At 56.0% G+C, this 23,047-nt stretch carries 29 protein-coding genes; 17 read left to right on the top strand and 12 right to left on the bottom strand.

The genetic code is table 11. From position 1 onward, the window contains the following. Window positions 1-19: 19 nt before the first annotated feature. From Q1A20_RS23840 to Q1A20_RS23830, 3 genes are all read right to left on the bottom strand, one after another. Window positions 20-1,492 (bottom strand): hypothetical protein, encoded by a 1,473-nt coding sequence (locus Q1A20_RS23840; protein WP_299402312.1) that lies wholly within the window; start codon window positions 1,490-1,492, stop codon window positions 20-22. Between the two features lie 199 nt (window positions 1,493-1,691). Beyond that, window positions 1,692-2,579, bottom strand: a complete 888-nt coding sequence (locus tag Q1A20_RS23835; RefSeq protein WP_299402311.1) for a sulfotransferase domain-containing protein — start codon at window positions 2,577-2,579, stop codon at window positions 1,692-1,694. Window positions 2,580-2,765: 186 nt separating this feature from the next. Continuing rightward, window positions 2,766-4,115 (bottom strand): aminotransferase class V-fold PLP-dependent enzyme, encoded by a 1,350-nt coding sequence (locus tag Q1A20_RS23830; RefSeq protein WP_299919159.1) that lies wholly within the window; start codon window positions 4,113-4,115, stop codon window positions 2,766-2,768. A 79-nt stretch (window positions 4,116-4,194) separates the two neighbouring features. On the opposite strand from Q1A20_RS23830, the gene Q1A20_RS23825 reads away from it, so the two are divergent. From Q1A20_RS23825 to Q1A20_RS23815, 3 genes are all read left to right on the top strand, one after another. Further along, window positions 4,195-4,392, top strand: coding sequence for a hypothetical protein (locus Q1A20_RS23825; RefSeq protein WP_299402308.1), 198 nt, complete (start codon window positions 4,195-4,197; stop codon window positions 4,390-4,392). Between the two features lie 237 nt (window positions 4,393-4,629). Continuing rightward, the gene (locus tag Q1A20_RS23820) at window positions 4,630-4,914 is read left to right on the top strand and encodes a hypothetical protein (RefSeq protein ID WP_299402306.1); all 285 of its coding nucleotides are present in this window, start codon (window positions 4,630-4,632) and stop codon (window positions 4,912-4,914) included. Window positions 4,915-5,085: 171 nt separating this feature from the next. After that, window positions 5,086-6,939, top strand: coding sequence for an EAL domain-containing protein (locus tag Q1A20_RS23815; protein WP_299919155.1), 1,854 nt, complete (start codon window positions 5,086-5,088; stop codon window positions 6,937-6,939). A gap of 188 nt (window positions 6,940-7,127) precedes the next feature. Here the strand turns inward: Q1A20_RS23815 and ggpS are convergent, their stop codons facing one another. The 3 genes from ggpS to Q1A20_RS23800 are packed head-to-tail and all read right to left on the bottom strand — an operon-like array spanning window position 7,128 to window position 10,544. Beyond that, window positions 7,128-8,618 carry a glucosylglycerol-phosphate synthase gene (gene ggpS / locus Q1A20_RS23810; protein ID WP_299919153.1) on the bottom strand — a complete coding sequence of 497 codons (1,491 nt, stop codon included), beginning with the start codon at window positions 8,616-8,618 and terminating at the stop codon, window positions 7,128-7,130. 1 nt (window position 8,619) lies between these two features. Beyond that, window positions 8,620-9,405, bottom strand: coding sequence for an HAD-IIB family hydrolase (locus tag Q1A20_RS23805; RefSeq protein ID WP_299919152.1), 786 nt, complete (start codon window positions 9,403-9,405; stop codon window positions 8,620-8,622). Next, a complete protein-coding gene (locus Q1A20_RS23800; protein ID WP_299919150.1) occupies window positions 9,402-10,544 on the bottom strand; it encodes an NAD(P)H-dependent glycerol-3-phosphate dehydrogenase in 1,143 nt (380 codons plus the stop codon). The genes Q1A20_RS23805 and Q1A20_RS23800 overlap by 4 nt, the downstream gene beginning before the upstream one ends. Window positions 10,545-11,243: 699 nt before the next feature. On the opposite strand from Q1A20_RS23800, the gene Q1A20_RS23795 reads away from it, so the two are divergent. Further along, window positions 11,244-12,005, top strand: coding sequence for an SDR family NAD(P)-dependent oxidoreductase (locus Q1A20_RS23795; protein ID WP_298976671.1), 762 nt, complete (start codon window positions 11,244-11,246; stop codon window positions 12,003-12,005). Between the two features lie 18 nt (window positions 12,006-12,023). On the opposite strand, the gene Q1A20_RS23790 is transcribed toward Q1A20_RS23795, so the two are convergent. Further along, a complete protein-coding gene (locus Q1A20_RS23790; RefSeq protein WP_298976669.1) occupies window positions 12,024-12,374 on the bottom strand; it encodes a helix-turn-helix domain-containing protein in 351 nt (116 codons plus the stop codon). Window positions 12,375-12,513: 139 nt separating this feature from the next. On the opposite strand from Q1A20_RS23790, the gene Q1A20_RS23785 reads away from it, so the two are divergent. Together Q1A20_RS23785 and Q1A20_RS23780 are read left to right on the top strand one after the other, a co-directional pair. Continuing rightward, window positions 12,514-12,927 carry a hypothetical protein gene (locus Q1A20_RS23785; protein WP_298976667.1) on the top strand — a complete coding sequence of 138 codons (414 nt, stop codon included), beginning with the start codon at window positions 12,514-12,516 and terminating at the stop codon, window positions 12,925-12,927. Between the two features lie 116 nt (window positions 12,928-13,043). Beyond that, window positions 13,044-14,039 carry an asparaginase gene (locus Q1A20_RS23780; protein WP_299919146.1) on the top strand — a complete coding sequence of 332 codons (996 nt, stop codon included), beginning with the start codon at window positions 13,044-13,046 and terminating at the stop codon, window positions 14,037-14,039. Window positions 14,040-14,147: 108 nt separating this feature from the next. Here the strand turns inward: Q1A20_RS23780 and Q1A20_RS23775 are convergent, their stop codons facing one another. From Q1A20_RS23775 to Q1A20_RS23765, 3 genes are all read right to left on the bottom strand, one after another. Then, on the bottom strand, window positions 14,148-14,588 hold the full coding sequence (locus Q1A20_RS23775) for a DUF1330 domain-containing protein (RefSeq protein ID WP_299402290.1): 441 nt from the start codon (window positions 14,586-14,588) through the stop codon (window positions 14,148-14,150). Window positions 14,589-14,656: 68 nt separating this feature from the next. Continuing rightward, window positions 14,657-15,109: an SRPBCC domain-containing protein gene (locus Q1A20_RS23770; protein WP_299402288.1), complete on the bottom strand. Its 453-nt coding sequence runs from the start codon at window positions 15,107-15,109 to the stop codon at window positions 14,657-14,659. Between the two features lie 20 nt (window positions 15,110-15,129). Then, window positions 15,130-15,810, bottom strand: coding sequence for a glutathione S-transferase family protein (locus Q1A20_RS23765; protein WP_299402286.1), 681 nt, complete (start codon window positions 15,808-15,810; stop codon window positions 15,130-15,132). Between the two features lie 317 nt (window positions 15,811-16,127). Between Q1A20_RS23765 and Q1A20_RS23760 the strand changes: the two genes are divergently transcribed. From Q1A20_RS23760 to Q1A20_RS23710, 11 genes are all read left to right on the top strand, one after another. Further along, window positions 16,128-16,805 carry a glutathione S-transferase family protein gene (locus Q1A20_RS23760; RefSeq protein ID WP_299919143.1) on the top strand — a complete coding sequence of 226 codons (678 nt, stop codon included), beginning with the start codon at window positions 16,128-16,130 and terminating at the stop codon, window positions 16,803-16,805. 101 nt (window positions 16,806-16,906) lie between these two features. Continuing rightward, on the top strand, window positions 16,907-17,257 hold the full coding sequence (locus tag Q1A20_RS23755; RefSeq protein ID WP_299507695.1) for a helix-turn-helix transcriptional regulator: 351 nt from the start codon (window positions 16,907-16,909) through the stop codon (window positions 17,255-17,257). Next, window positions 17,254-17,697 carry an SRPBCC family protein gene (locus tag Q1A20_RS23750; RefSeq protein WP_299919140.1) on the top strand — a complete coding sequence of 148 codons (444 nt, stop codon included), beginning with the start codon at window positions 17,254-17,256 and terminating at the stop codon, window positions 17,695-17,697. Before Q1A20_RS23755 ends, Q1A20_RS23750 begins: the two co-directional genes overlap by 4 nt. Then, the gene (locus tag Q1A20_RS23745) at window positions 17,694-18,299 is read left to right on the top strand and encodes a glutathione S-transferase family protein (RefSeq protein ID WP_299919138.1); all 606 of its coding nucleotides are present in this window, start codon (window positions 17,694-17,696) and stop codon (window positions 18,297-18,299) included. The genes Q1A20_RS23750 and Q1A20_RS23745 overlap by 4 nt, the downstream gene beginning before the upstream one ends. After that, the gene (locus tag Q1A20_RS23740) at window positions 18,296-18,715 is read left to right on the top strand and encodes an MAPEG family protein (protein WP_299919135.1); all 420 of its coding nucleotides are present in this window, start codon (window positions 18,296-18,298) and stop codon (window positions 18,713-18,715) included. The genes Q1A20_RS23745 and Q1A20_RS23740 overlap by 4 nt, the downstream gene beginning before the upstream one ends. Further along, window positions 18,712-19,065: a nuclear transport factor 2 family protein gene (locus Q1A20_RS23735; RefSeq protein WP_299919133.1), complete on the top strand. Its 354-nt coding sequence runs from the start codon at window positions 18,712-18,714 to the stop codon at window positions 19,063-19,065. The genes Q1A20_RS23740 and Q1A20_RS23735 overlap by 4 nt, the downstream gene beginning before the upstream one ends. 13 nt (window positions 19,066-19,078) lie before the next feature. Beyond that, window positions 19,079-19,231 (top strand): hypothetical protein, encoded by a 153-nt coding sequence (locus tag Q1A20_RS23730; RefSeq protein ID WP_299402274.1) that lies wholly within the window; start codon window positions 19,079-19,081, stop codon window positions 19,229-19,231. Then, window positions 19,221-19,838, top strand: coding sequence for a LysE family transporter (locus Q1A20_RS23725; protein ID WP_299919131.1), 618 nt, complete (start codon window positions 19,221-19,223; stop codon window positions 19,836-19,838). Before Q1A20_RS23730 ends, Q1A20_RS23725 begins: the two co-directional genes overlap by 11 nt. Continuing rightward, window positions 19,835-20,419 carry a sugar O-acetyltransferase gene (locus Q1A20_RS23720; RefSeq protein ID WP_299919129.1) on the top strand — a complete coding sequence of 195 codons (585 nt, stop codon included), beginning with the start codon at window positions 19,835-19,837 and terminating at the stop codon, window positions 20,417-20,419. The genes Q1A20_RS23725 and Q1A20_RS23720 overlap by 4 nt, the downstream gene beginning before the upstream one ends. Window positions 20,420-20,470: 51 nt before the next feature. Beyond that, on the top strand, window positions 20,471-20,896 hold the full coding sequence (locus Q1A20_RS23715; RefSeq protein WP_299402268.1) for a GNAT family N-acetyltransferase: 426 nt from the start codon (window positions 20,471-20,473) through the stop codon (window positions 20,894-20,896). 56 nt (window positions 20,897-20,952) lie between these two features. Beyond that, window positions 20,953-21,327 carry a hypothetical protein gene (locus Q1A20_RS23710; RefSeq protein ID WP_299402267.1) on the top strand — a complete coding sequence of 125 codons (375 nt, stop codon included), beginning with the start codon at window positions 20,953-20,955 and terminating at the stop codon, window positions 21,325-21,327. Window positions 21,328-21,412: 85 nt separating this feature from the next. Here the strand turns inward: Q1A20_RS23710 and Q1A20_RS23705 are convergent, their stop codons facing one another. Both Q1A20_RS23705 and Q1A20_RS23700 read right to left on the bottom strand, forming a co-directional pair. After that, the gene (locus Q1A20_RS23705) at window positions 21,413-22,180 is read right to left on the bottom strand and encodes a class I SAM-dependent methyltransferase (protein ID WP_299402265.1); all 768 of its coding nucleotides are present in this window, start codon (window positions 22,178-22,180) and stop codon (window positions 21,413-21,415) included. Continuing rightward, window positions 22,177-22,695, bottom strand: coding sequence for a MarR family transcriptional regulator (locus Q1A20_RS23700; protein ID WP_299919126.1), 519 nt, complete (start codon window positions 22,693-22,695; stop codon window positions 22,177-22,179). The genes Q1A20_RS23705 and Q1A20_RS23700 overlap by 4 nt, the downstream gene beginning before the upstream one ends. Window positions 22,696-23,047: the final 352 nt, after the last annotated feature.

Raw genomic sequence — 23,047 nt, 5'->3', positions numbered from 1 at the left:
GTTGTTCCGCCGGCAGCGGCTATTGGGACAAACCACATCTTTCTTGAACGTAAAAATCCACGTTCTCCAAGGTTTCAAACGGGGCAATCTCGCTTGCGACGGTCAAGAGTTCCGCTACTGAACCGTTCGGAACCGTACATAGATTATCGTCACCGGAAAACCATTTCTCGTCCAGAATATCCAACCATAAATCCCAGGCCTGCGGGTTGTCGGGGGCATCATTTACCCACAGCTTTGCGCCTGCCAATGCTTCGTCGAGACTTTGATCTGTTGCGTAGTAATGAACGAGAAACAGATCATCCGGTGCCAGGTTTCTTGCGACCTCAAAACTCTCTTCGGCTTCGATGGATTTATCCGCCGCCAGCAGGGCCCGGCCCAGCTCGCCCCAGGCGTAGGGATCCAGGTTATCCATTTTGGCCGCGGCCTGGTGGAGCTCTACCGCCGCGTCGTAATCACCCAGATCCTCCAGGGTTCGTGCCTGTGCTGTGCGGATAAAACCATAGTCAGGGGCAAGGGTCCCGGCCTCCGCAAGGACATCAAGCGCCTGCTCCTGCATCTCAGTATCCCCGAGGATGAAACCCTTTTCCGAGAGGGCCTGACCCTGCAAAAGGAGAGATTGAGCTCTGATCACCTTGTGATTTTCGCCGCTGCGGGACCAAAAACGCTGTTGGCTGCGCACGTCGTCCCCGATCCAGATCGCTTCCTCGCTGCGCGCAATTGCCTTGTCGTATTCCTGTTCATCCATTGCAACGCGACCCAGCAGCGTTGCGGCTTCTTCTGCGTTTTTCCCACGCTTCAGCAAAAGCTCCGTGGAAATCCTGGTCGTATCCGCCTGCCAGTTTTCGGACTTGTTGAAATAGAAATACCGGGCAGCAACGAGCGGGTCTATCTCCTGCTCCAAAAGACGCAGGGCGGTGTCGTGGAAATAATCCTCCATCGTGCGGCCATCCATCGGCCCATCGGTGATGATGCGTGTGCCGTCGCCCGAAAAGATCCGTATCCTCAAGGCCATTTCATCGTGGGTACAAGCGCTGGCCAGACAGACGAATTCTCCAGCGATGCGCGTCTGCGGCAGATTGAAAAGCGACCGCAGGACGCGGGTGATCCGCTGTAACGACAAACCCGAGCCGGGCTCGACAACATCAAGCTGACGCGACGCGGTCTGGATACGGACGTTCTTTTTTCGGTCGCCGGTGAAGGTTCTGATGTCTTCGATGGCATCCCAAAGCATGTTGGATGTCACAAGGCCTGAATACCCTTGCTTGCTCAAGGCCTCCGTCACCCCGATTTCTTCCAGAACGACCGGTGCACGGGTCAAATCCCGAACCGCGACAACCAGTACTGCGATCACGGCAAGCACCGCGAAACTGCTCAATAGCGCGGACCGCAGAAAGACCAGTTCATTCAGGAGCCGTTCCTTGCGGGAGGGTCGGTCGGCCGTCTCAGGGCGCGTTGTCGTTCCAGAGGGTGTTTCGGTGTCTTCAATTGACATTACAAAGTCCTGAGATTCGGTCGTCGCCGGCAATTCTTACATGGGTTGCAAGATTTCCGATGGGTTTTCTCCCTTCCACACGAACGCAGTACAGTGTTATGCAGTATCTATATCGCCAGAGGCCAGTGCACTCAGCGCGCGGTTTTTTGGAATTGCGTCACACCAGCATTGCGCCGCCCGCACACGCCTTGCACGCCCGTTATTTGCCGTATTTCAGCCAGCTGGCGTGCTCGGCTTCCGGCAGTAAATCACGCAGGCGCGCCTCAAATTGATCAACCTCTTCATCGCTCAACTGACCTTGCCATTTTCGAGCGCCCCCGCTGTCAAAAAAGGCCGCATCCTTGTGCCAAAAGCCCTTGCCACCTTCAGGTGCAAATGTGCCCGCATCCGCGCGCATTGCGCCGATGTCAGTGGCCTTGGTCACCGCGTCGATCAGCGCATCATCATGGTCGATTTCAAGGGCCCTTGCGAGCCGCGCAACAGTACCGCGATGATCCGTGATCATATTTGCATAGTGCAGCAGGATCAGATTGGTCTGATGCGGTCGATTGAGCGTGCGCAGGTAGTGGTAGACAAGCGTTACCAGATAGTCCCGGTCAATGTTTTCAATATCATAGGCACCGTTCAGATAATACGTCAGCGCCGCAGGCACCGGGCCACATAGATCAGGGTTGTCGACCCCCTTCATGTTCATCACATGTTTTCGGATCGACAGGAAGACGTCCAATGGATGCCGATAGACAGCCACCAGATGCACCCCATGCCAAACGGGAAACCCGTCAGAAGGCGTGTGCGTTTTGATCGCGCGGCGACCGGGCGGGCTGATGGGCGTTGGCATGCCCGGATCGGCATCTCCCAATGCAGAATCCAGCCAGGGCGACAGCACCGATGTCCGGTCGGGCAATTCCACCCTGCCATAGAGCAGCATGTTGACAATCGCCTGCGTCCAGGTGGTGCCGCATTTTGCCGGCGTACAGATGATGATGTCGCCTTCGTTTGGCTGCCACGCGCCCCACCGCTCAGGCCGGGTCAGGGTGCCTCTATATTCGACCTCCGCCTTGTGAAACTGCCTTGCTTTTTTCGGCATTGCAGCCTCCGGTCCATCCCAATTGGGAAGAGATTAAGCAGCGCATTGCGCGAAAGTCAAAGCGCAGGAATCATATGACTTGCTGCGTTCATGGGTGGGAAAACTAAGGCTAGGCCACCTCCCGATGGGCCGCCAGAATTTCAGCGATCAACAGATCAATGTCAGCCCGATCGGTGGCGTGGTTGATCACGGACACGCGGATGATCTGCCGCCCGCGCCAGACACCATGCTGGGGTAAACTTTGCCATTGTCCTGTATGCGCTGCAGAACTTGTGAGGTGATCTCATCGCTCTCGCAGGCAATCGCGACCTGGTTCGAAACAACCTCGTTCAATATTTCGAAGCCCGGTTTGGCAGAAAGTGTCTCGGCCAGATAACTCGCCAGGGCACAATGGCGTGAAATCAGTGCACGGACCCCGGAGGCACCAAGATGTTTCAGGATCGCATAGCTCGGGACCCCACGGGCGCGGCGGCTCAACTCCAGGGTGGAATCGCTGGGTTCCCATGTTTCGCCAAGTTCCGGCAAATAGGCCCCGCGGGCCGTCATCGCCCTCAGCAACGCAGCCCGGTCCCGCACAATGCAAAGACCGGCGTCATAGGGGGCATTCAGCCATTTGTGCAGATCTACCGCCCAACTGTCGGCAGCTTCGACCCCTGAGAGCCGATCTTGTAGTTCCGGTACCGCATGGACCCAAAGACCAAAAGCGCCGTCCACATGCACCCATCCGCCCGTTTGCTGGATCATCGGGATCGCTTGTGCAAACGGATCGAAGGCGCCGGTGTTGATTTGCCCGGCTTGCAAAATCACCAGCGGCGGGTGCGCACACTCCGCAAGTGCTGCCTCCAACGCATCCAGCCGGATACGGCCCTGATCATCCGTTTCAAGTCGCTTCGCCCGACCAACGCCCAGCCCCGCATACCGCAAACTGGCCATGGGCGCCGAATGTGCGTCAGCGCCGATCAGAACGGGGATTTCAGGCGCGCCAAAAAGACCGTTTTCTTCGACAGGCCACCCTTGCTGGGCGAGCAGGGCATCACGTGCTGCAATAATGCATTGCGTATTGGCCACCGTGGCGCCCGAAACGATCCCCACACCGCACGCCGCTGGCAATCGCAGCAGATCGAGGCTCCAGCGGCAAACCGTTTGTTCGATCAGCGCCACAGACGGGCTTTCCCAGGAGGACGCCGCGTTCTGACCCCAGGCGGTCACGAGGAAATCGGCAGCTGCGCCCACAGGCATGGAGCCACCGCAGACGTAGCCAAAGAACCGCGGCGACGTGTGCGGATGGATGCCGTCGGCTGCATCACGCACAAGCTGTTCGATCACCGAATGCGCCTCTTCGCCGGTTTCGGGCAGGGAGTGCTCAAAGCGGTCGGCCATCTCTGCAGGCCGCATATGCGGTTTTGCCGGCTGATCAGCGAGGCGGGCGCGGTAGGCGATGGCGCGGTCTGCGGCGATCTGCATCGCGCGACGGCTATCAGCATCCAGCGGTAAAATCTCCGCGCTTTCAAACGGACCCGACGGCGCTTTTGTCATTTCCGGCGCGAGGGGGCGCTTGCCCCTCCAGATGTGGGGCCAAAACCCCACTTTCCGTCCGCGGGCGTGTTCCAAGCCCGTGAAGCTTCTTGAAAATTCATTTAATACCCCTTGGCCAAATATTATCTCGCAGCCTAAACAGCATTTTCCAGAAGCGTCGAGTGCTGAACGCCAGGGCGCTGAAGCACAGCCGCTTAAAATAGTTACTGACTTCCTCAAATTGAAAAGGGACCAGCTACAGATAGCGGGGATTGGTCATGCAAAAGTAGACGATTGAGGATGGTCAAGAACTAGAATCAACGTACCAAATGTCACCAGTCATTCGATGATTTTCAGTTGCCAGGAGCTGCCCTTGGGCGACGCATCTTTCCCAAGCGAGTATCAACCGTCGGTGCCATATTTTTCAAAGTTGGTGAGGGCGGTTAACGGGCTGGTTAAGCATAATCCAACCGAACCGCAGCCCATCGCATCAAAATATGATAGTCATATGTTCTGAATTTCGGAAGCTCATGACATGACCCTTACAAGACACCTTTTTGTCAGCCTTTTGGTTGTTTCGATGGCCAGCGCAGCAACTGCGCAAACTGCCGTAGAACCTCCGCGCTTCAATGGCAGCCGTACCACCGCCTCTTCGGAAGCCGCCAGTGTGCCATCCGATGCCCAAGGCGCAGCTGGCCAGCAGGGTAGATTGCCCACCAATACCCTGATCGGTGCCGCGATGCTCGAAGCCGCACGTGAAAAAGGTCGCTATTTCGTAGAAGAACGCAGATCAGAGACGGCCGAAGCAGGGGACGACTGAGAGGCCAGCGCCGCCTCAACTGGAACAGCCCCAACCGGGCGTGACAGACAGCCAGTTTTTCTACCCTTCAATCGTTCCACTTTTCTCTAAAAAAGTTGACGTCTTGTCATGGTTTAACCGTTCCTAATCGTTTGGGTGCCATAGGGGGGCGGAACCATGTAGGCCCTACACGTGATACCTGCTCAGATATTCAATCAAATCAATGACAAGTGCACCGAAGGCCTCGCACTTGCTCTGGCGTCGAATGATGACGGAGCGGTCATGGAATTTCAGTGGTGCAACAAAGCCTTCACCAAGATCATCGGGTATGAAGCCGCCGAGGTCGTGGGTCAACGTGGAACCATCCTGGTCGGTCCGGATCTGGAGCAGGGCATTCACCTGTACATCATTGAAAAACTGATGAATTGGGAGAATTTTTCGACCAAGGCGCTGAATAATCGCAAGAATGGCGAAGTCTACTGGCAGCGGATGAGCTGGGTGCACCTATCCGATCCCGAGACGGGAAATCGCTGGTGGCTCTGCTCAATCGTCGAACTGGAGCAGGGGAGCGCCGAGCCTGCCAAGCGCGCGATGAAAGATCCCGCGATATCAGACCAGGAGAGCTATGCGCGGGTCGTCGAGAAAGTTCACCGTCTGGAGAAAGAGAACACGCGGCTGCACCAACTTGCAAAGTCGGTGGCCAAGGATGCGAACGAGGACGCGCTGACCGGCCTGTCAAACCGGCGGCACTTCGAGGTCGAGCTGAAGACCTGGATTGAGAATCTGAAGCAACACGGCACGGAATTTGCCGTGCTCTACATTGACCTGGACGGCTTCAAATTCGTGAACGATACGCTTGGCCATGACGCAGGAGACCAGCTGCTGGTTTCCGTCGCCAAAATGCTGCGGGATCTGACTGATGCATCTGATCTGGTCGCGCGTCTTGGCGGTGACGAATTCGTCATTTTGAGGCCGCTCGGGAAAAGCGCCCTTAACTTAAGCAATCTTGCCGACGAGATCGTTCAAAGGATGCAGGTGCCCTTCACCTGCGACGGAAAATCGACCGCCTGCAGTGCGAGTGTCGGGGTGGCAATTGCCAATGCGAATATGAAAGATCCAGAGCAGGTCGTCGCGGATTCCGATGCGGCGCTATATCACGCAAAATCGCAAGGAAAGGGTCGGTGGTCATTCTTTACCGAAGAGATGCACGCCAATTCCATTGCAACGAAGCAATTGGCGTCGGACCTCTTGCTGGCATGCGAAAGGCGTGAGTTCATCCCGTATTTTCACCCCTTGATTGATGCGGCAACCGGCAGAATTGCCTGCGCCGAGATGCTGGTCAGGTGGTCCAATCCAAACAAGGGTATTCTCGCGCCAGCGGAGTTTCTCGATACCGCGGCCAACATGGGGATCCTCAAGAGAATTGATGAGATCGTCTTTGCCAGCCTTAATGGGGCTTTGTCCCATTTTGATGAAACAGGTGTCGACCTTCCGCGCGTTGCGGTGAATGTCTCCGCGGCGCGGTTGGCCGATCCGACCTTCATCCATGACATCAAGAGCTCCGGCATCAACCCGGCAAGGCTGACGGTCGAAATTCTTGAGTCGGTTTATCTGGATCGCATGGGTGACGTGGTGCGGTGGACCATCGATGAGCTTGATGAGCTGGGTGTAACGGTCGCCATCGACGACTTCGGAACGGGGCATGCTTCGGTGCGGGGACTGCTGGAAATCAGACCGGCGATCCTGAAGATTGATCGCCAATTCATCCAACCTGTTGTCGCGGATGCAAGCGTTAGGCCGCTGGTCGCATCAATCATCGGCATCGGGAAGAGCCTCGGCATGCGCGTCGTGGCTGAAGGCGTCGAATCCGAAGAGCACGCGCGGATCGTGAGCGAGATGGGCTGCGATTATCTGCAAGGCTTCTATTTCGGAAAACCGATGAGTGAGGAAGACCTGCGCAACAAGCTCATTGAAACAGGGGGTAAGTTTTGGTCCCATGGCCCGTGTACTGGAGACAGGGCGCGCGGGGTCGGGCGCGCGGTTTGACGTTGCACCCGACATTAAACACGTGGTGAGACGAGCTTTTTTCGCCTACAAGCAGATAGTTTTCATTCATCGCGCCCTATATTCTGGCACTCTATCGCGAAGAACTCAAATGAGTTCTGATAACTCACCGGGATCACATCTAAGCATGATATTGAGGGTGAGCCGGGCGACCGTGGGCCCATACCGGTTCAGGCGATGGCCGCAACGGCAGGTGCTCGCGCCAGTTTAAGCGTCCCCGGGGTCCATTGTCGCACATCCGTACGGGCAACCGCATCCCGCATCGTTTTCATCCGTCGTCGCCGCTCTGGCTCGGGCATTTCAAGGGCGCTGACCAGTGTCAGGTCCATTGCGCGGTTTGAGAACGGGTTCGTCAGCACCGCGTCTGCCAATTCGACAGCGGCACCGGCAAATTCAGACAGGACAAGTACGCCATCGCCGTCAAAGCGTGAGGCAATGAATTCTTTCGCGACAAGGTTCATGCCATCGGCCAGCGGCGTAATCCATGCCACGTCTGCCGCCTGATAGTAGGAGATCAGTTGCGTGAACGGGATCGCCCGTGAGATCAAAGTAACGGGCTGCCATTCCAATGTGCCGAAGCGACCATTGATCCGTCCTGCGATCTGTTCAATCTCGCTTTGGATTTCTTCATAGACAGCCATGTTGCGGTTTGCCGCCACCGACACATGCACAAGCCTGATCTGACCGCGCAGGCCGGAATTATATTCCAGCACGCGTTCAAAACTGGATAGCTGTTCGATGCCGCCTTTGGTGTAGTCTGTCCGACCCACCGAAAGGATCATTTTGACATCTTCGGTTTCCTTGCGGATTTCATGTGTTTGCGCTGCGGTTTCGGCTGACTTTGCGACATCATCGATGTAGCCGGTATCGACACCAACCGGGGTCACACTCACGGCCACATCGTGACCCTCATAACATAGCTTATCCGTCCAGCTGCGTTCCGTCAGGGCCGTGCCTTCGAATATCCATTTGTCGGGCACTTGCCGGCGCGAGGTGACGTCCACATCAAAAAGGCTGCGCACCACCGATACGAAGTTGCCCGCATACCGTGGGATATGAAAACCGATGTCATCGCAGGCCAAAAGGCTTTTGATGATCTCCCTGCGCCAAGGCAGCATGTTGAAGATGTCAGCAGACGGAAAGGGCGTGTGATGGAAGAACGCGATGCGTACATCTGGGCGCAGCTCGCGCAAGTAGCCCGGCACAAGCCATAAATTGTAGTCATGGACCCACACCAATGCACCGTCGGCGGCTTCATCCGCAGCGGCCAGGGCAAAGCTGCGGTTTACGGCCTGAAAATTCGCCCAGTCAACGGGATCATAATTGTAACGTTCCTTGAACCCATGCAGGATCGGCCAAAAGGCTTCCTTCGACGTGACGTGATAGAATTCGCGCACCTGATCCTCTGACAGGGCCAGACGTGAAACCGTATATGTGCCGTAGTCGTCATCCACCTCAATCCGCTGCTCAAAGCCAGGGTTTTCGGGATCGTCGGCCAGTTTCCACGCGATCCATGCCCCATGATCGACTTTACCAAAGAAGCTTTTCAGTGTGGGCACGATGCCGTTTGGGCTTTTGTTTTCGCGCAGCACGATTTCGCCGTTTTCCTCGACCTCTTCGTAGGGTTGGCGGTGATAGACGATGACCATCTCTGATGACATGCTATGCCCCTTCAGGTGTTCTGAAAAGCTTGTGGTGCAAGATCGCTTCGGCGATCCCGGCAGCGCCCTCGGCATCCGCAGCGTAGACGGTGTTGATGCCTGTGACGGCGGTGATCAAGGCGGGTTCTGATCCGCCAACCGCAACAGCGGGCAAACCCGTCTCCAACATCGACAGGTCATTCAGCGTGTCACCGGCCACCAACACGCGCTCCTTCGCGATCCCTAGATGATCCATCAGACGCAACAGCGACGGCCCCTTGCTGACACCTTTCGGCAGCACATCAAAAAACCTGTTGTCCGAAATGATGGCATCAAGGCCCAAAGCCTCAATCTTGTCTACGGCGGCAGGGTCAAAGCGCGCTGGGTCCATGTCATAGCTCAGCCTGTAGCGGAACAGCGTGGATTGCAGCGTAAGTCCCGGCATGCCGTTCAGCGCGAATTGCGCCTGTGGTCCGGCATCGGCCCATGCGCTTGCAATATGTTCTTCAAGTGTTTGGATAGGGGTGACATGCTGCTTGTCGTCCATCACGGCAATGGTCGTGCCCACATCGCCGATGACATAATCAGGCTGTGGCACGCCTTGGCTGCGCACCAAATCGTGAATGAACCCCGGATCACGGCCCGTGACGAAGATCAGACCGATAGCCCGCCGGTGCTGTTCAATCCAGTCATAGAGCCCCTTGCGCTGGTCAGCGGAGCCACCCAGAAACGTGCCATCCAAATCGGTGGCAAGAACCATGGTTTTTTTGGAAATATCTGACACGTCGAAGGTTGCGTGGCGGGTCATGAGATCCTTTCTGCGAGTGTTGCAATATCTTGATCGGTTGCAGGGTGGTCAAAAGACAACTCCATCGTGCGCGGCTCTGCCTCTATCGGGCGGGCCCAGAGGCTGGCAAAGGCCGTACCCAATTCCGCCCCTTCATGCAGGATTGCCCGAACAGTTTCACAAATCGGCATGGCGACATTCAGGCTGCGGGCCAGGTCGGTGACGGATTTCGCATTCATTTCGCCCTCCACCACGACCGGTTTGCCCTCAAAGCAATCGGCGCGGGCACGCCCCTGTCCCAATTGTTGCCCCAACGCCATGTTGCGGGAGGTCGGGCTCGCGCAGGTCAACGCCAGATCGCCAATCCCGGACAAACCCGTGACCGTTTCACGGCGTCCGCCCAGGGCGACAGCCAATGCTTTCATTTCATCAAGGCCGCGCGTGATCAGAGCGGCGCGGGTGTTTTCGGCAAAGCCTGCACCCGTCATCAGGCCACAGGCAATTGCGATGATGTTCTTCACGGCACCACCAATTTCGACCCCTACCAAGTCATCTGAGACATACGCCCGGAAACTTTCCGTCGTCAGCGACACCGCAAGACGCGCGGCCGGGCTCTCATGTGGCTTGAGCCGATCCGCATAAGTGAACGGGAAAGCCACGGTCGCTGCAGTTGGATGCCCCATGGCCGTCTCAAGCGCAAAAGTCGGGCCAGACACGCAGCCCACGGGATGATCGCCCAGCTCCTCTTCGGCGACCTGTGTCATCAAGAGGCCGGTTTCGGGTTCAATGCCTTTGGCGCAAACAGCGATGGGCGTGCCTTTTGGCACATGCGCGGCGACCTGCCGTGCGACATTGCGCACACTGCGAGAGGGCACAACAATCAGCACCGCCTCAGAACGTTCCAGCGCAAAGGCCATATCCTTCACCCCAAAGAGGCCTTTGGGCAGTGTGACGCCTGGCAGAAACCTTTGTGTCGTCGCATTGCTGTTGATCTCATCGATCACAACCGGGTCGCGACCGTAGATCATGGTTTTACACCCCGCTTGCGCCAACGTGACGGCCAGCGCCGTGCCCCATGATCCCGCACCGATCACAGCGACACGGGAATAAGGGCGGACTTTATGAGAGATCGGAGAACCTGAGACAGGGCTGTGTTTCATGAAATAGATCCTTGGGAAAACAAAGACGTCGCGCCAGCAGGGCCGTGCGGCGCGTAAGGAAAGCTGAAAATGAAGAGCTTACGTTTTGTCCATGCCCTTAAAACTGTGATCGCACCGCCAGAAGTCAATGCTGCGGGAGCGAAGGATGCACCGAGGCAGTTTCGAAAACCCAAGATTCACTGTATTTGCACCAGCGTTGGGCATATCGATGAGATTATGATCAATTTAAAAACCCAAAAGCGACATATGGGATGTCGTTTTTAGATCTTTTCTGCAACTGCATCATGAGCTTCTATGGCGGCGCTTCCGACCTCAATCGTCCTGACTGGCAAAGATACAGCATATTTTACCTTCGCCCCCAAACCACTGGTAATCGTTCTTATGTAAATAAATCCGTCGGCCTTGGAGACTATCGTTCCGCCACTTTGCGACAAGCGGCTGGCTCGATCCCAATCTACCGGTTTCCCGCATCGCGCTGAACGGTCGCTCTTGAGAGGTCGAGGACCGATCACTGCGCAGCGTCCGCGTAAGCAAAACCGCCCTAAGTCTCTTATTAGTATGATTTTCCTTTCTATATACGAAAATTCTGCCTTCTTGTGTAATCATACTGATTTTCTAGATTGCCTTGGAATGCGCGGCGACTGAACAGAGTTCTGCTCTCCCCGCGATCTTCTGGATTTCAATAGAAAGAGGTCAATCATGTTACTTACTGGAAAGAACGCGCTGGTTTTCGGCGCTGGTGGCTATTTGGGACAGAGCATCGCGAAAAGGTTTGAGCAGGACGGGGCGACAGTCTTTAGCTCCTCACGCCGGGCAAGAGCCGATCAACCGACGCTAGCGGTCGTCGACGCAACAGATGAAAACGCAGTTGACGCATACATTGACCAGATCGCGGATGAGACCGGATCAATTGATATCGTGGTCAACATGTCAGGTGTCGAACCTCGGCGCTACGACCATGGGAAACCGGCCAGTGACGTGACCTTGAAACAATTCCTGGCTCCGCTCTCTGTCGACACCGCCGCACAGTTCATTACCGCAAAATCTGCATTTCGCCACATGGCGAAACAGGAAAGCGGTGTGATCATTCTGAACACATCAACCTTGGCCAAGGTTGGCGCGCCCTGGGCGCCAGCATTAACCGCCTCTCATGCGGCGACAGAAGGACTGATGCGCTCGCTTGCGCATGAATACGGGCCAGCCGGTGTACGCGTTCTTGGCGTGCGGTCTGAGGCCATGCCGGGCTCGCCCACGATCGACTACACATTCTCGACCATGGGCGCGAATATGGGAATGAGCTTTGCGGAGATGAAAGATTTCATCGAGCAAAACAAGACGGCGCTCAAGAAGCTGCCCACAGCCAAGGATACTGCGGCTGTCTTTGCATTCGCTGCGTCTGATATGGCCGCTTTCATGGCGGGCACGATGCTGAACAACTCAGCCGGTCATATCGTCGATTAGGGGCGCGGGCGCGCGGCTCTACCCGTCTGCCCGGAGCCACCAATTGTGCATCGCGTGAAACATCTCCTGAAGGTCCAGCGCGCGCTGCGTGGCGGTGTATTCCACCTTTGGCGGGACTTCGGCGTAGACTTTGCGTGTCACCAGCCCGTCACTCTCTAGCGCTCTCAACTGATTGGTCAGCATCGTCTGGGTGACACCGGGGATCATACGCCTGAGTTCGTTGAACCGTTTGGTGCCTTTGAAAATCAGGATTTGCAGAATGATGAGCTTCCACTTGCCACCGATCAGCTTGGCAATATCGGGCATTGGGCACAGATCAGCCAATTCAGGATGTTGTTCAAGCGCCTCGGCTTCGGATTTGGTCGCCATTTCCGGACCTTTCAATCATGGTATCATTTTCAGCACTATACTTGAAAATTCTGCCTTCTTGCAATGGCATACTGTTTTTGATCTCTGGTGACAGCTGATCGCGAAAGCATCGCAATCTAACACTTCCCGAGGATATCAAATGACAAAACCGCAAATACTGGCCTTTGCCGGCGCTTTCCTGATCACAGCCTGCCTTGCAGTCTTTTGGCACGTTGTCCTTTTCGAACAGCAATTCCTCCGCCTGGGTGTTTTTAGCCGCATGGACGACCCGCTTTACCTCTATGGGGTGAGTGCCTGGGTGTTGGAGTCCCTGGCAATCGTGCTGATTTACTTCCGTACGGACTGGCGGAATGCAGCGTGGCTGGACGCGCTGAAGGTCGCCTGGCTGATGGGCGTGTTCACCGCGGCCTCCGCCCTCTTCGGTATCGCAGCGAAAGTCAGGATCGATGACCTCATGCTTTGGTTCTTGCTGACGGGCGGATTCATCGCTTTGCATACAACGCTCTTGGGGCTCTGGTTAGGCCTTGTTTCAAAGAGAGCGAAATACGCCTAAAAGACGACATGTAACGGGACCGATCCGTTGCATGTCTTTTGCATGCGCCACGTCGGTCAAACGATTGCAAACACATGCTGCTGTGGCGCCCCTATCCAGGACGGAACGAAGGTGAAATGACCAAAGAAACCAATGTTCTGATCATCGGAACCGGTGGGACCATCTCGTGCCTGGCAGCCGATCGCTTCGACTTTCTTGATTATCCCGTTGCCGGAACGCGGCTCTCCCCCCGGGAATTGCTGGATACGCTTTCGATCACACCGTCTGACATCACGCTCCGGACTTCCGGGTTTGAACCTGTTTCCAGCACGGAACTTGGCCCCGAATTCTGGTGGTCGCTGCGCGCTGAGATATCGGCAGCAATCGAGGCCAACCAAAACCTGTCCGGCATTGTGGTTACGCATGGTACCGCCACGCTGGAAGAAAGCGCCTTTGCCCTGGACGTCTTGCTTGGCACCGATGTGCCCATTGTCTTTACCGGATCACAGCGACCGGCCAATGCCATCTCTTCCGACGCGGCTCACAATCTTTGGGGCGCCCTGAGGGTTGCATCCTCCCCGAAGGCACGGGGTCGCGGCGTCCTGGTTGTGATGAACGGCGAAATTCATGCAGCAGCAGAAGTTACCAAAAGCTCGAACTTCGCGCTCGATGCTTTTGAGTCCCCGAATTCCGGACCGCTTGGCACCATTGAGGGTACCTCGGTCTCATTTCGAACCCATCCTGAGTTGCGCAGTCCAACACTGGCTTGGCGCAGACCCAGGGACTGGCCCCGCGTAGATGTTGTGGCCAGCTATGCCGGTGCGGACGGTACACATATTGATGCATCCGTTGCGGCTGGAGCAAAGGGCGTGGTTGTCGCGGGGCTTGCACCGGGATACGCGACACCCGATCAGCGACGCGCGTTACGCGAGGCGCATATGCAGGGTGTTGTCGCAGTTATGTCCTCGCGTGCGCCTGCGGGCTCGACGGTTTGTCTCAAGCAAAATGGCTTGGCGGAGCTCATTGGTGCGCGGAGATTGTCGCCTCAGAAAGCACGCATTCTGCTTTCAATTGCACTAGTGCAAACTGCCGATATCGAAGAAATCGACAACCTATTCGCGCAGTTCTCATAGCCGGGGGGTGTTGAGTGTCAGCGATGCAGCCTGACGTAAACTCAGCGACCCAACCCATGAAGCCTCACAGCAAGAAACATTGTTTCAAGAACCAGCCGTACGTTAATATCAAGTCCCCGCGATGAGCACCTTTTGTAGGGCACAGGCCGCCGTGCGATGCGTGAAAGCCGCCCGGTAGGCTGCGTCCTGATAGAGATCCAGGAAGGCCTGACGATTTGGATACGCGCCGATGGCGACAAGATCCCAATCCTCATCTTCGCCGATCAGCGATGCCTCAAAAGACGCAACAAGCAGAAACTCTCCACCAACACGTTTCATCGTTGGAATGCTCACAGCAGCGTATCTGTCGAACGCCTCACTACCCGACACATGCGCTCCTCCCTCCTCATAATCTGCCACTTCACGGAACTTGAAAAAATTGATCAAGGTGATCGCTTGATCCGGCGCACGGTGCAGTATCCGCGCCCATTGTCCGGGGCGTGGGACAGCCCCGTTTGAACCATCGCCGTACCAGCCGACAAGCTGCTTCTGGAGCATTTCAGTATTCATGGTGTTTTCTCTGCGCTTGGGACGACGTGGATACATCGGTCGGTGGCGGTTGGTAGGTTGTGTCGATCTCACACATGCGGCTTGCCCGTCCCGGTATCGAGATAAGCCTGGAGGCTATCGACAAAGAACATGTCCCAGCCCGCTTCGCAGATATCGAAACACAGCAGGTCGGGCGTCAGGCCATCGTGCACAAAATGAATTTCGGTGCCGCCAACGGTCTCCTCTATGTCCCAGATCGCACGTGTTCCAAGCCATTCGGTCTCGATCTCTTTTGGTTGCCCCTCATGGATGTGCAGCGCCTCAACGCATTCCAGTTCAACGCGATCTGGTTCAAGAGACGTCGCCTTGAATTTCCAATAGCCTAGCTTCTCGCTAAAACCGAATTTGGCAACATCTCCGGGCTTTTCGAATGTGCCAGCGTCGCTGGTCCACCACTGCGTGAATCCGGTCGTCAGCGCAGCATATGCTTCTGATCTGCTGGCGGTTGTCCTGATGGTTCTTTCATAGTTTTTTCGGACCATTATGTTTCCTTCTCTCGATGTCATTCAGTCCAGTGCGGCGGCACTGTCTTGGAGTAGCCCGGCATGGCCGTGATGCGGTCGCGCCAACGGGCGATCTTCGGAAAATCCATGTCGAAATCACCAAAACCCAAGTTAGACATTGATGCAGGCTTGGTTTCTATTGCGCGCATAACCCGCCCGATTTCCGGAAAGGCGACGGCGTCAGCCGCACTTGGGGCGCCTCCACACAGGAAGGCGCTCTCGGACAGGCTGTGTTCCAGCTCGCTCAGCTCAGTCTTCAGAAGCGAAGACGCAGGCCCAATCGCGGGTTCGTTTCCCCCCGATGCCTTTGGCGCACCGTCAGATCCGTTAAACACCGGAAACACGACCTGACTTGTGGCTTTCAAAAGATAGTCACTGTACCTGGCGGCACGGATCCAAGTGGCGCTGATCTTTGCTGGCGTTTGGCCAAAAAGGGGGCGTGTGGGGTACTGCTCATCCAACCAGCCAAGGATCGATAGCGACTCGCGCCGATAGATGCCGCCATGCTCCAGAACCGGTACTTTCCCGTGAGGGTTCATCTGCAAGAACGGATCCTGCTTGTGTTCCTTGTCCGATCCGTTGAGATACACCACCTCGTAGTCGAGCCCCTTGAACGCAAGCCCCAGCAGGACCCGCCAGCCCATCGGTGAACCGCTGATATTGTACACTGTGATGGTCATGGGGATACTCCCCGGTCCAAAGACTGGCCCGCCGGCTCCCAACCCATCCCAATTGTCCCGCCTGCAGTAGGTGCGGCTTTGTCTGTCAGTTTGCCCATGTCGAAGATCCAATTCGTCCAGAAATCGTTGTGTTGAGAACCGAAATAAGTCAGGCAGTATTCTGCGACAAGAAGGCAGAATTTTTGGAAATAGTATGAATTTTGATACCACTCCGGCGCGTCTCACCAGGTACGAAATTACGTACTATCTTCAGACATTCTGCCTTCTTGCGCGGGCAATTCCGGTGGCTAAATCTTCTGAAACAGAAGGAGAAACCGATGACGCTCACACTCACAACAATCAGCGGATCACCCCGCGGATGGCGCGTTCTGTTGGGGCTCGCCTTCAAACGGCTGACTACTGAGATCAAGGAACTAAAGCTGTCCGAGACCGAGCATAAGACCGAGCCCTTTATCTCGCTCAACCCGCGCGGGACGGTTCCGGTTATGGAAAGCGACGGCACGGTGCTGCGCGATTCAATGGCTATTTTGGCCTGGCTGGATCGAAAGTTCCCGGAGCATCCATTGTTCGGATCAACGGATCAGGAAGCCGCCGAGATATGGCAAGCGACCATGGAGGGCAGGCAATATCTGCGTCAAGCGGCGGCCGATTTCCTGTCGCCGGTGTTTTTCGGCGGGGCATCGCTGGATGACAAAAACACACCTAAATGGGAAAGTTTAACATCTGCCGCTGAAACAATGCAGTCTGAGATGACGCTGCTTGACAGCAAACTCAGTGATGGACGTTTGTTTCTGGCTGGGATGAAGCCTTCAGCTGCAGATGCCGTGTCCTGGCCAGAAGTCAGGCTCGTACAGCGCGCTTCAGAAACGAAACCGGACCTCATGGCAGAACTGGGGTTTGCCGAGCTTGCAAGCACGCTTGACCATCTGGAGGCTTGGAAACAGCGTGTCTTCGACTGCCAAGGCGTTGAAGCTACGATGCCTGGGCACTGGTGACCTGTCACGCCTAAGTGAATCTCTAACAGCGTCTCCGGACCCTACCGCTCCAAGCTGATTTCTTCTGTTGACCTCGGCAATTTGATCTGAAATATAGCCACATGGCTATTAGTTATCACGAACCACTCGACCGCACGTTTCATGCCCTGGGCGACGGCACGCGTCGCCAAATCGTGGCTTTGCTTGCAACTCAGGGATCCTGCTCTGCATCCGAACTCCAAAAACCTTTTGCCGTGGCGCAACCCACCATCTCAAAGCATCTGAAAGTTCTTGAGAGCGCCGGGCTTGTGAAACGCGAGATTGACGGGCGCGTGCATCGGTTCCGTCTGGAAACCGGGCCGCTGAATGATGCCAGTGGCTGGATCGAACGACACAAGGCCTTCTGGGAAGCCACTCTGTCGCGGCTCGATGACTTTGTGACCACCCTCGAAGCACCGGAGGACAACACGTGACGGCAATCTTGCATTCCACGACAGTGCGACGTCTCATTCATGCCAAGCGTGATTGGGTTTTCCACGCTTTCACAAAAGCCGAAGCGCTGGAGCGATGGTTCTCGCCCAGTCCGGAAATTACCCTGGACGTCCTGCAATTCGATTTCCGCGCAGGCGGTCAGTATCGATTTCGCTACGCCATGACGGATGGATCAAACCCCGTTCTTGGCGGGCATTTTGAGTGTATAGACCCGCCGTCACTGCTCTCCTTTACCTGGATCTGGGAGGAGCCTGACCCCCATGCAGGTATCCCCACCAGAGTGCGCGTTGAATTTCGCGAGGACGGATCCTCTACCGACGTCATCCTGACCCATTCCCAAATACCCGCACAGGAGATCGCAGATCGCCACGCAGCTGGCTGGGAAGCGACGCTCGACCGATTGGAGGACCTGGCGAAATGAAGCTTTACGACGCGATGTCTGCAAATACCAAACGCGTGCGCATCTTTATTGCAGAGAAGGAAATTGAGCTCCCAAAAGTCACCTTGGAACTGGGGAAAGACACGCGCACATCCGATTTTCGCAAGATCAACCCCTTGGGTGAAGTGCCTGCACTGGAGTTGGACGACGGCACCGTGATCACTGAAAGCCTGGCGGTCTGCCGCTACTTGGAAGCGGCCTTTCCTGACCGACCTCTCATGGGCGTCTCGGCCACAGATCAAGGCCGCATCGCGACCTGGAGTGAGCGGATCCATAGCCAGTTGTTCATGACCTATGGGCTGATGGTGCGCCATTCGCTCCCCCTTTTTGCGGATGTACTGGAACAGGTTCCGGCATTTGCAGATGCAATGCGACGGGCGATACCAGAAAAATGGAGGCTGTTGGAAAGTGCGATGGCTGAAGACACCGACTTCATTGTCGGAGATCAATTCAGCTTTGCGGACATCGAAGGCATGACGGTGCTCACGATGGCGGACGCGTTTGATCTGGGCATTCCGAAGACATGTCGTCGGATGCTCAGATGGGCCGATGCTATGCGCGACCGCCCGAGTCTGCAGGCATGACCATCGACCAACTTCCGGTCACCTCATCGCTCGCGGGCGGGTTGCTGATCCTATTGGTAGCACTCAGCGCGCTGGTAACCGAACGGCGCGCCCGGTTGGGGGGCATTCAGTTCGGGGATGCTGACGATCAGGCGCTGCGTGCGCGCATCAGAGCCCATGCCAATCTTATCGAGAGTGCGCCCATGGTCCTGATCGGGCTGGCCCTCATGGAACTAGCAGATGCGCCAGACACCATGCTATGGGCCTTTGCCGGGGTCTTCCTTGTGGGGCGCCTTTTGCATGCCGCACGCATGTATATCGGCAACCCTTTCATCGGCCTGTTTTCCATCATTTCGCAGCACGTAATCTGCCTTTGGGTCGGAGGGTGGCTGCTCTACCACTTTCTGATCCACCCAATGTCAGGAGCCTTACCATGACGACATCCCTCAGCGCTGAACGACAAGAGACACTTAAAGCTTTCTATCACGGTGCGACGGTCAAAGATGCCGCGCAAATCCGCGCCGCGTTGACAGATGATTTCACGTTCGATGGTCCAATCGGGTCACATGACACCCCCGAAACCTTCGTGCAATCACTGCTGGCCTTCGATGGTTCGGTGACCGCCTCAAAAATGATTGCCGAAGGGGACAGCCTGGTTCACACCTACATACTGGACATCGGCATAAAAATTCCGATGTGCGACGTCATTGAATTTCGCGGAAACAAGTTGGCCTCTATGGTGCTTTACACGGACTCCAAGCTGTTTGATCCGAACTCAAGACATTAGAGGAGCACGACTGGTGAAACAGGTGATTGCCATCAACGCGACACGCAACATGCCGACCGGCAACCCTGTAGCGCAGGGCGCACTGGCTTCAGTCACAGCCATGCAACCTGAAAACCGTTTGGGGAATGAACTTAAGTTTGAAACAGGAGTGTGCAGTGTTCTTTGAAGCGATTTTACCGGTCGCCCTGGCCTTTTTGGTCGTTACAGCCTCCCCCGGCCCGGCCATCATCGCGGTGTCTCTGGTCACCCTGCAGCAGGGCCGCAAAGATGGCCTGTTGTTTGGATTGGGCCTTGCCGTCGGGCTTGGCTTTTGGGGTTTGATCGCGGCGACGGGCCTCGGTGTGTTGCTGCAAAGCTCCGCTCAGGCGTTGATTGCCCTGAAAATCATTGGCGGGCTCTATTTGCTTTGGTTGGCGTGGCAGTCCTTTCGCTCTTCAATGAACCCGCGTCAAACAGCGGCAAAGCTCTCTTCCAAAGGGCGTTGGTTGTGGAAAGGATTACTGCTTAACCTGTCCAACCCAAAAGCGGTTTTTGCCTGGATGGCGGCGCTTTCCATGGGGTTGGGGAACGATGCGAGCGGCGCGCTTATCGCGATCTCCACAACCCTTTGCATTGCAATCGGCCTGCTGACCTACGGTGTCTATGCGCTGGCCTTTTCGCTGCCGGGCATCATGGAAGGATATCGACGCATCCGCAGATCGGTCGATGCCGTTGTGGCGGGTCTTTTTGCTGTTGCAGGCTTGGGCCTGATCCGGTCGGCGGTATCCCGATGACCACGTCAACGCCGCGCAGTACAGCCGAGAAAACAGAGCGACAGAAGATGGAGGCCGGTGACTGGTACACCTGTCTTGATGATGAGCTTGAGCAGTTGCGTGTGACCGCCCGCGCGGCGGTGCATGAACACAATATCCTGCATCCGGACAAACGCGGCGCCATCGGCCCGAGGCTGGCCAGACTGATAGGTGCACCGCAAGCCATCATTGAGGCACCGTTTCATTGCGCCTACGGCATCAACATACGATTGGGCCAGGATGTGTTTCTGAATGCGGGATGCACGATCCTGGATTGCGCCACCGTGACCATCGAGGACCAATGCCAACTCGGGCCCAATGTTCAGATCTACTGCGCCGAACACCATAAGGACCCGGTCAAGCGCAGCGTCGACGGGTTGGAACTGGCAAAGCCAGTCCACATTGGAAAACGCGTCTGGATCGGCGGAAGTGCGGTCATCCTACCGGGCGTTCGCATCGGGGACGGCGCGGTCATTGGCGCAGGCAGCGTTGTCACCAAGGATGTCGCGGCAGGGCAGATTGTTGTGGGCAACCCTGCCCGCCCGATCAAGGGACAGGTCTGACTCCGGGGAATTGGGCGACCGCTGGTTTGGCTATAAGAAAGTAACACGACCATGATCAGACCATATCGACCAGACGACACCGACCAGTTGGTGTCCGTTTGGCAAAAGGCCAACGCATATGCGCATCCGTTTCTTCAGGAGGTGTTCGTTGCAAAAGTCGCACAAGACATGCGTGACATTTACCTGCCAAATGCTGAAACCTGGGTTCTTTTGCAAGAAAAGACGCCGATTGGCTTTATCGCCCTTATTGGCAATGAAATTGGCGGGTTGTTTCTGGACCCCGCCTTTCATGGACGCGGGCACGGTAAGGCGCTGACCGATCATGCGGTTTCGCTGCATGGGCAGCTCAGCGTCGAAGTCTTCGCGAAAAACGATATCGGGCGGCGTTTCTATGACCGCTACGGCTTTGTCGAAACAGAACGCTATCTGCATAAGCCGTCTGGCGAAATGACACTCAAGATGGCAATCCCAGCTTGAAGAATGGATACTGGAAGGTACGGATTCGCGCTTGCCACCCCACTCAAAGGTGATCGATGACCGAAACCATTGCATGTATCGCTGGTCCGTATCTGTTTCTAACGGGACTCGGATTTCTGATCTCGAACGGGTTTTACCGCCGGATGATTGCTGGCCAGACCGGGACTGATCCAATCTTGCTCAACCTTTCTGGCGCGGCGCATTTCGTTGTGGGCGCAACCATATTGGCCAATCATTTCCTGTGGTCCACGACGGCTGAAATCGCGGTCTCTCTCACGGGAAGTGCCGCCGCGATCAAAGGCGCCGGTCTGATTGTCCTGCCCGAAGTGATGGCGCAGCGGTCCCCTCAGATGGGCAAGCGCGGCGTGCAAGCGACCGGAATCCTCTTTATTGCCGTTGGATCATATCTTATCTCGGTTGGCTTTCTGTGAGCTTGCATGGCATCCGCGTTCCAATTTTCGGGCCACTGGGTCAGCTGTAATGGCATGAACACTCACAGGTATTCGACGACACGAACTAGATCACGGCCAGACGCCCGACGATCGGCCAGGTTACCTTTTGCTGGCCTTCCGGTTCTGTCCAAATCAAGCCCAGATCGCGTATGAATTTATCCACGATATCGCCCCTGCCCGCTTTCAGTGCGCGGCGGGATGCCGACCAGGTACAAATGTAAGCAATCAAATTGGCGAGCGACCAGTCTTGACTAATCGAAAGATCCGGAAGCCATAACTCTTCGAAAGGGAAATCAAGCGATCTGTAGCCGTCTTCAACGTGTTGACGGCCTTCGGGCCAATACTGATGAACGTCCTGCCAATAGAATTGCTGGAAGCGTGTCCCAATTTCTCCGTCCAAGACCGGCACACCATAGGAGATCAGGGCCAGAACAGCACGCGGTTTCGCCACGCGTCGAACCTCTCGGTAAAAAGCATCTAGATCGAACCAATGTGCAGCCTGCGCGGCTGTGATCAGATCGACCGAATTGGCTTCAATACCAATTCGCTCTGCCGGCTCTGCACGATATGTAACTGACGGATGTCGTGCGGCAGATTGCAACTGGGTTTCGCTCGGATCGGTTGCGGTAACCTTGTCAAATCGCGCCGCCAGCAACGTCGAGAGTTGACCGTTACCGCACCCGACATCCAGGGCATGAGTTGTCTCGGAGCACCACTTCGCCAGCGCATCCGCGAGCGCTGGCGGGTAGGTTGGCCGACTGGATGCATAAGACGCACCACCTGAAAGAAAGTGATTGTTTGCAAGGCCCAGGTGCTGGCCTGCCTGTTTCATGTATATGTTTCCGATTGCATTCGGGCCAGGCGCTCCGCGAAGCCATCCCGTTCCAATGCCTGAACAGCATTTTCCAATATCAAGCGCAGCGGCGCGCCGATCTCCGCTTCCAGGTCAGAAATAGCAGCGAGGCGAAGTTCCCATTGCGCGGCCAACCGCGACTGCAAGGCGCTTCCTGCCGGCGTAAGTGCAACGGCGCGAGACCGACTATCATCCGTGGAAACGCGCTTTATCAGGCCGTCTTGTTCCATGAGCTTGATCGTTTGGCTGACCGCGCCTTGCGTGATTCTCATGCGCCCACATAGGTCAGTGACTGATACGGCCTTACCCTCGAGTGCACGCATAATTGGTGTGTATCGCGGTCGATAAGACAAACCCGCGTTGCGATACGCATCTTGCGACCCCCTGTCGAGTAAGTCGGTTAAATGGCGGAGAAGCTCGCCTAAGCCTGTATTCTTTGTCTGGGTCATTTTTTGCAAATACATTAGCGCTAATGTATATACAAGTGAAAGCACGCCCTAGGCCTAAATCAAACCGCCTTAACGGTCTTTGCCCTCGCGTACATGTTAGCCCTTATAGGGCCAACATATGTTGGCCTGAACGTACGATCGTCGATCTTGCGGAGTTTGCAAAACGGGCATCGCTCATGTCACCACACCATCCCGTCACGGGGTGTGACGACACCCGAACCACAGCTTTGAAGACAACATCAAAAGACTGCGGGGAGCGAGGCCTTCAACTAAAGCCGTATGGCAAGCTTGCTCCCTGAAATCTGGTTGCGGCCCCGGGCCCGCCAAATCAGCTGAACATATCTGCGGTGATGCCTGCGTACCAGCCTTCGGATTCCTCGTAGGTCGCGCGGCGTAT

The sequence above is a fragment of the uncultured Roseobacter sp. genome, from assembly GCF_947501835.1.
Taxonomy (GTDB): Bacteria; Pseudomonadota; Alphaproteobacteria; order Rhodobacterales; family Rhodobacteraceae; genus Roseobacter.
Note: the sequence above shows the minus strand (reverse complement) of the source record. Positions and strands in the feature narration are given on the sequence as shown.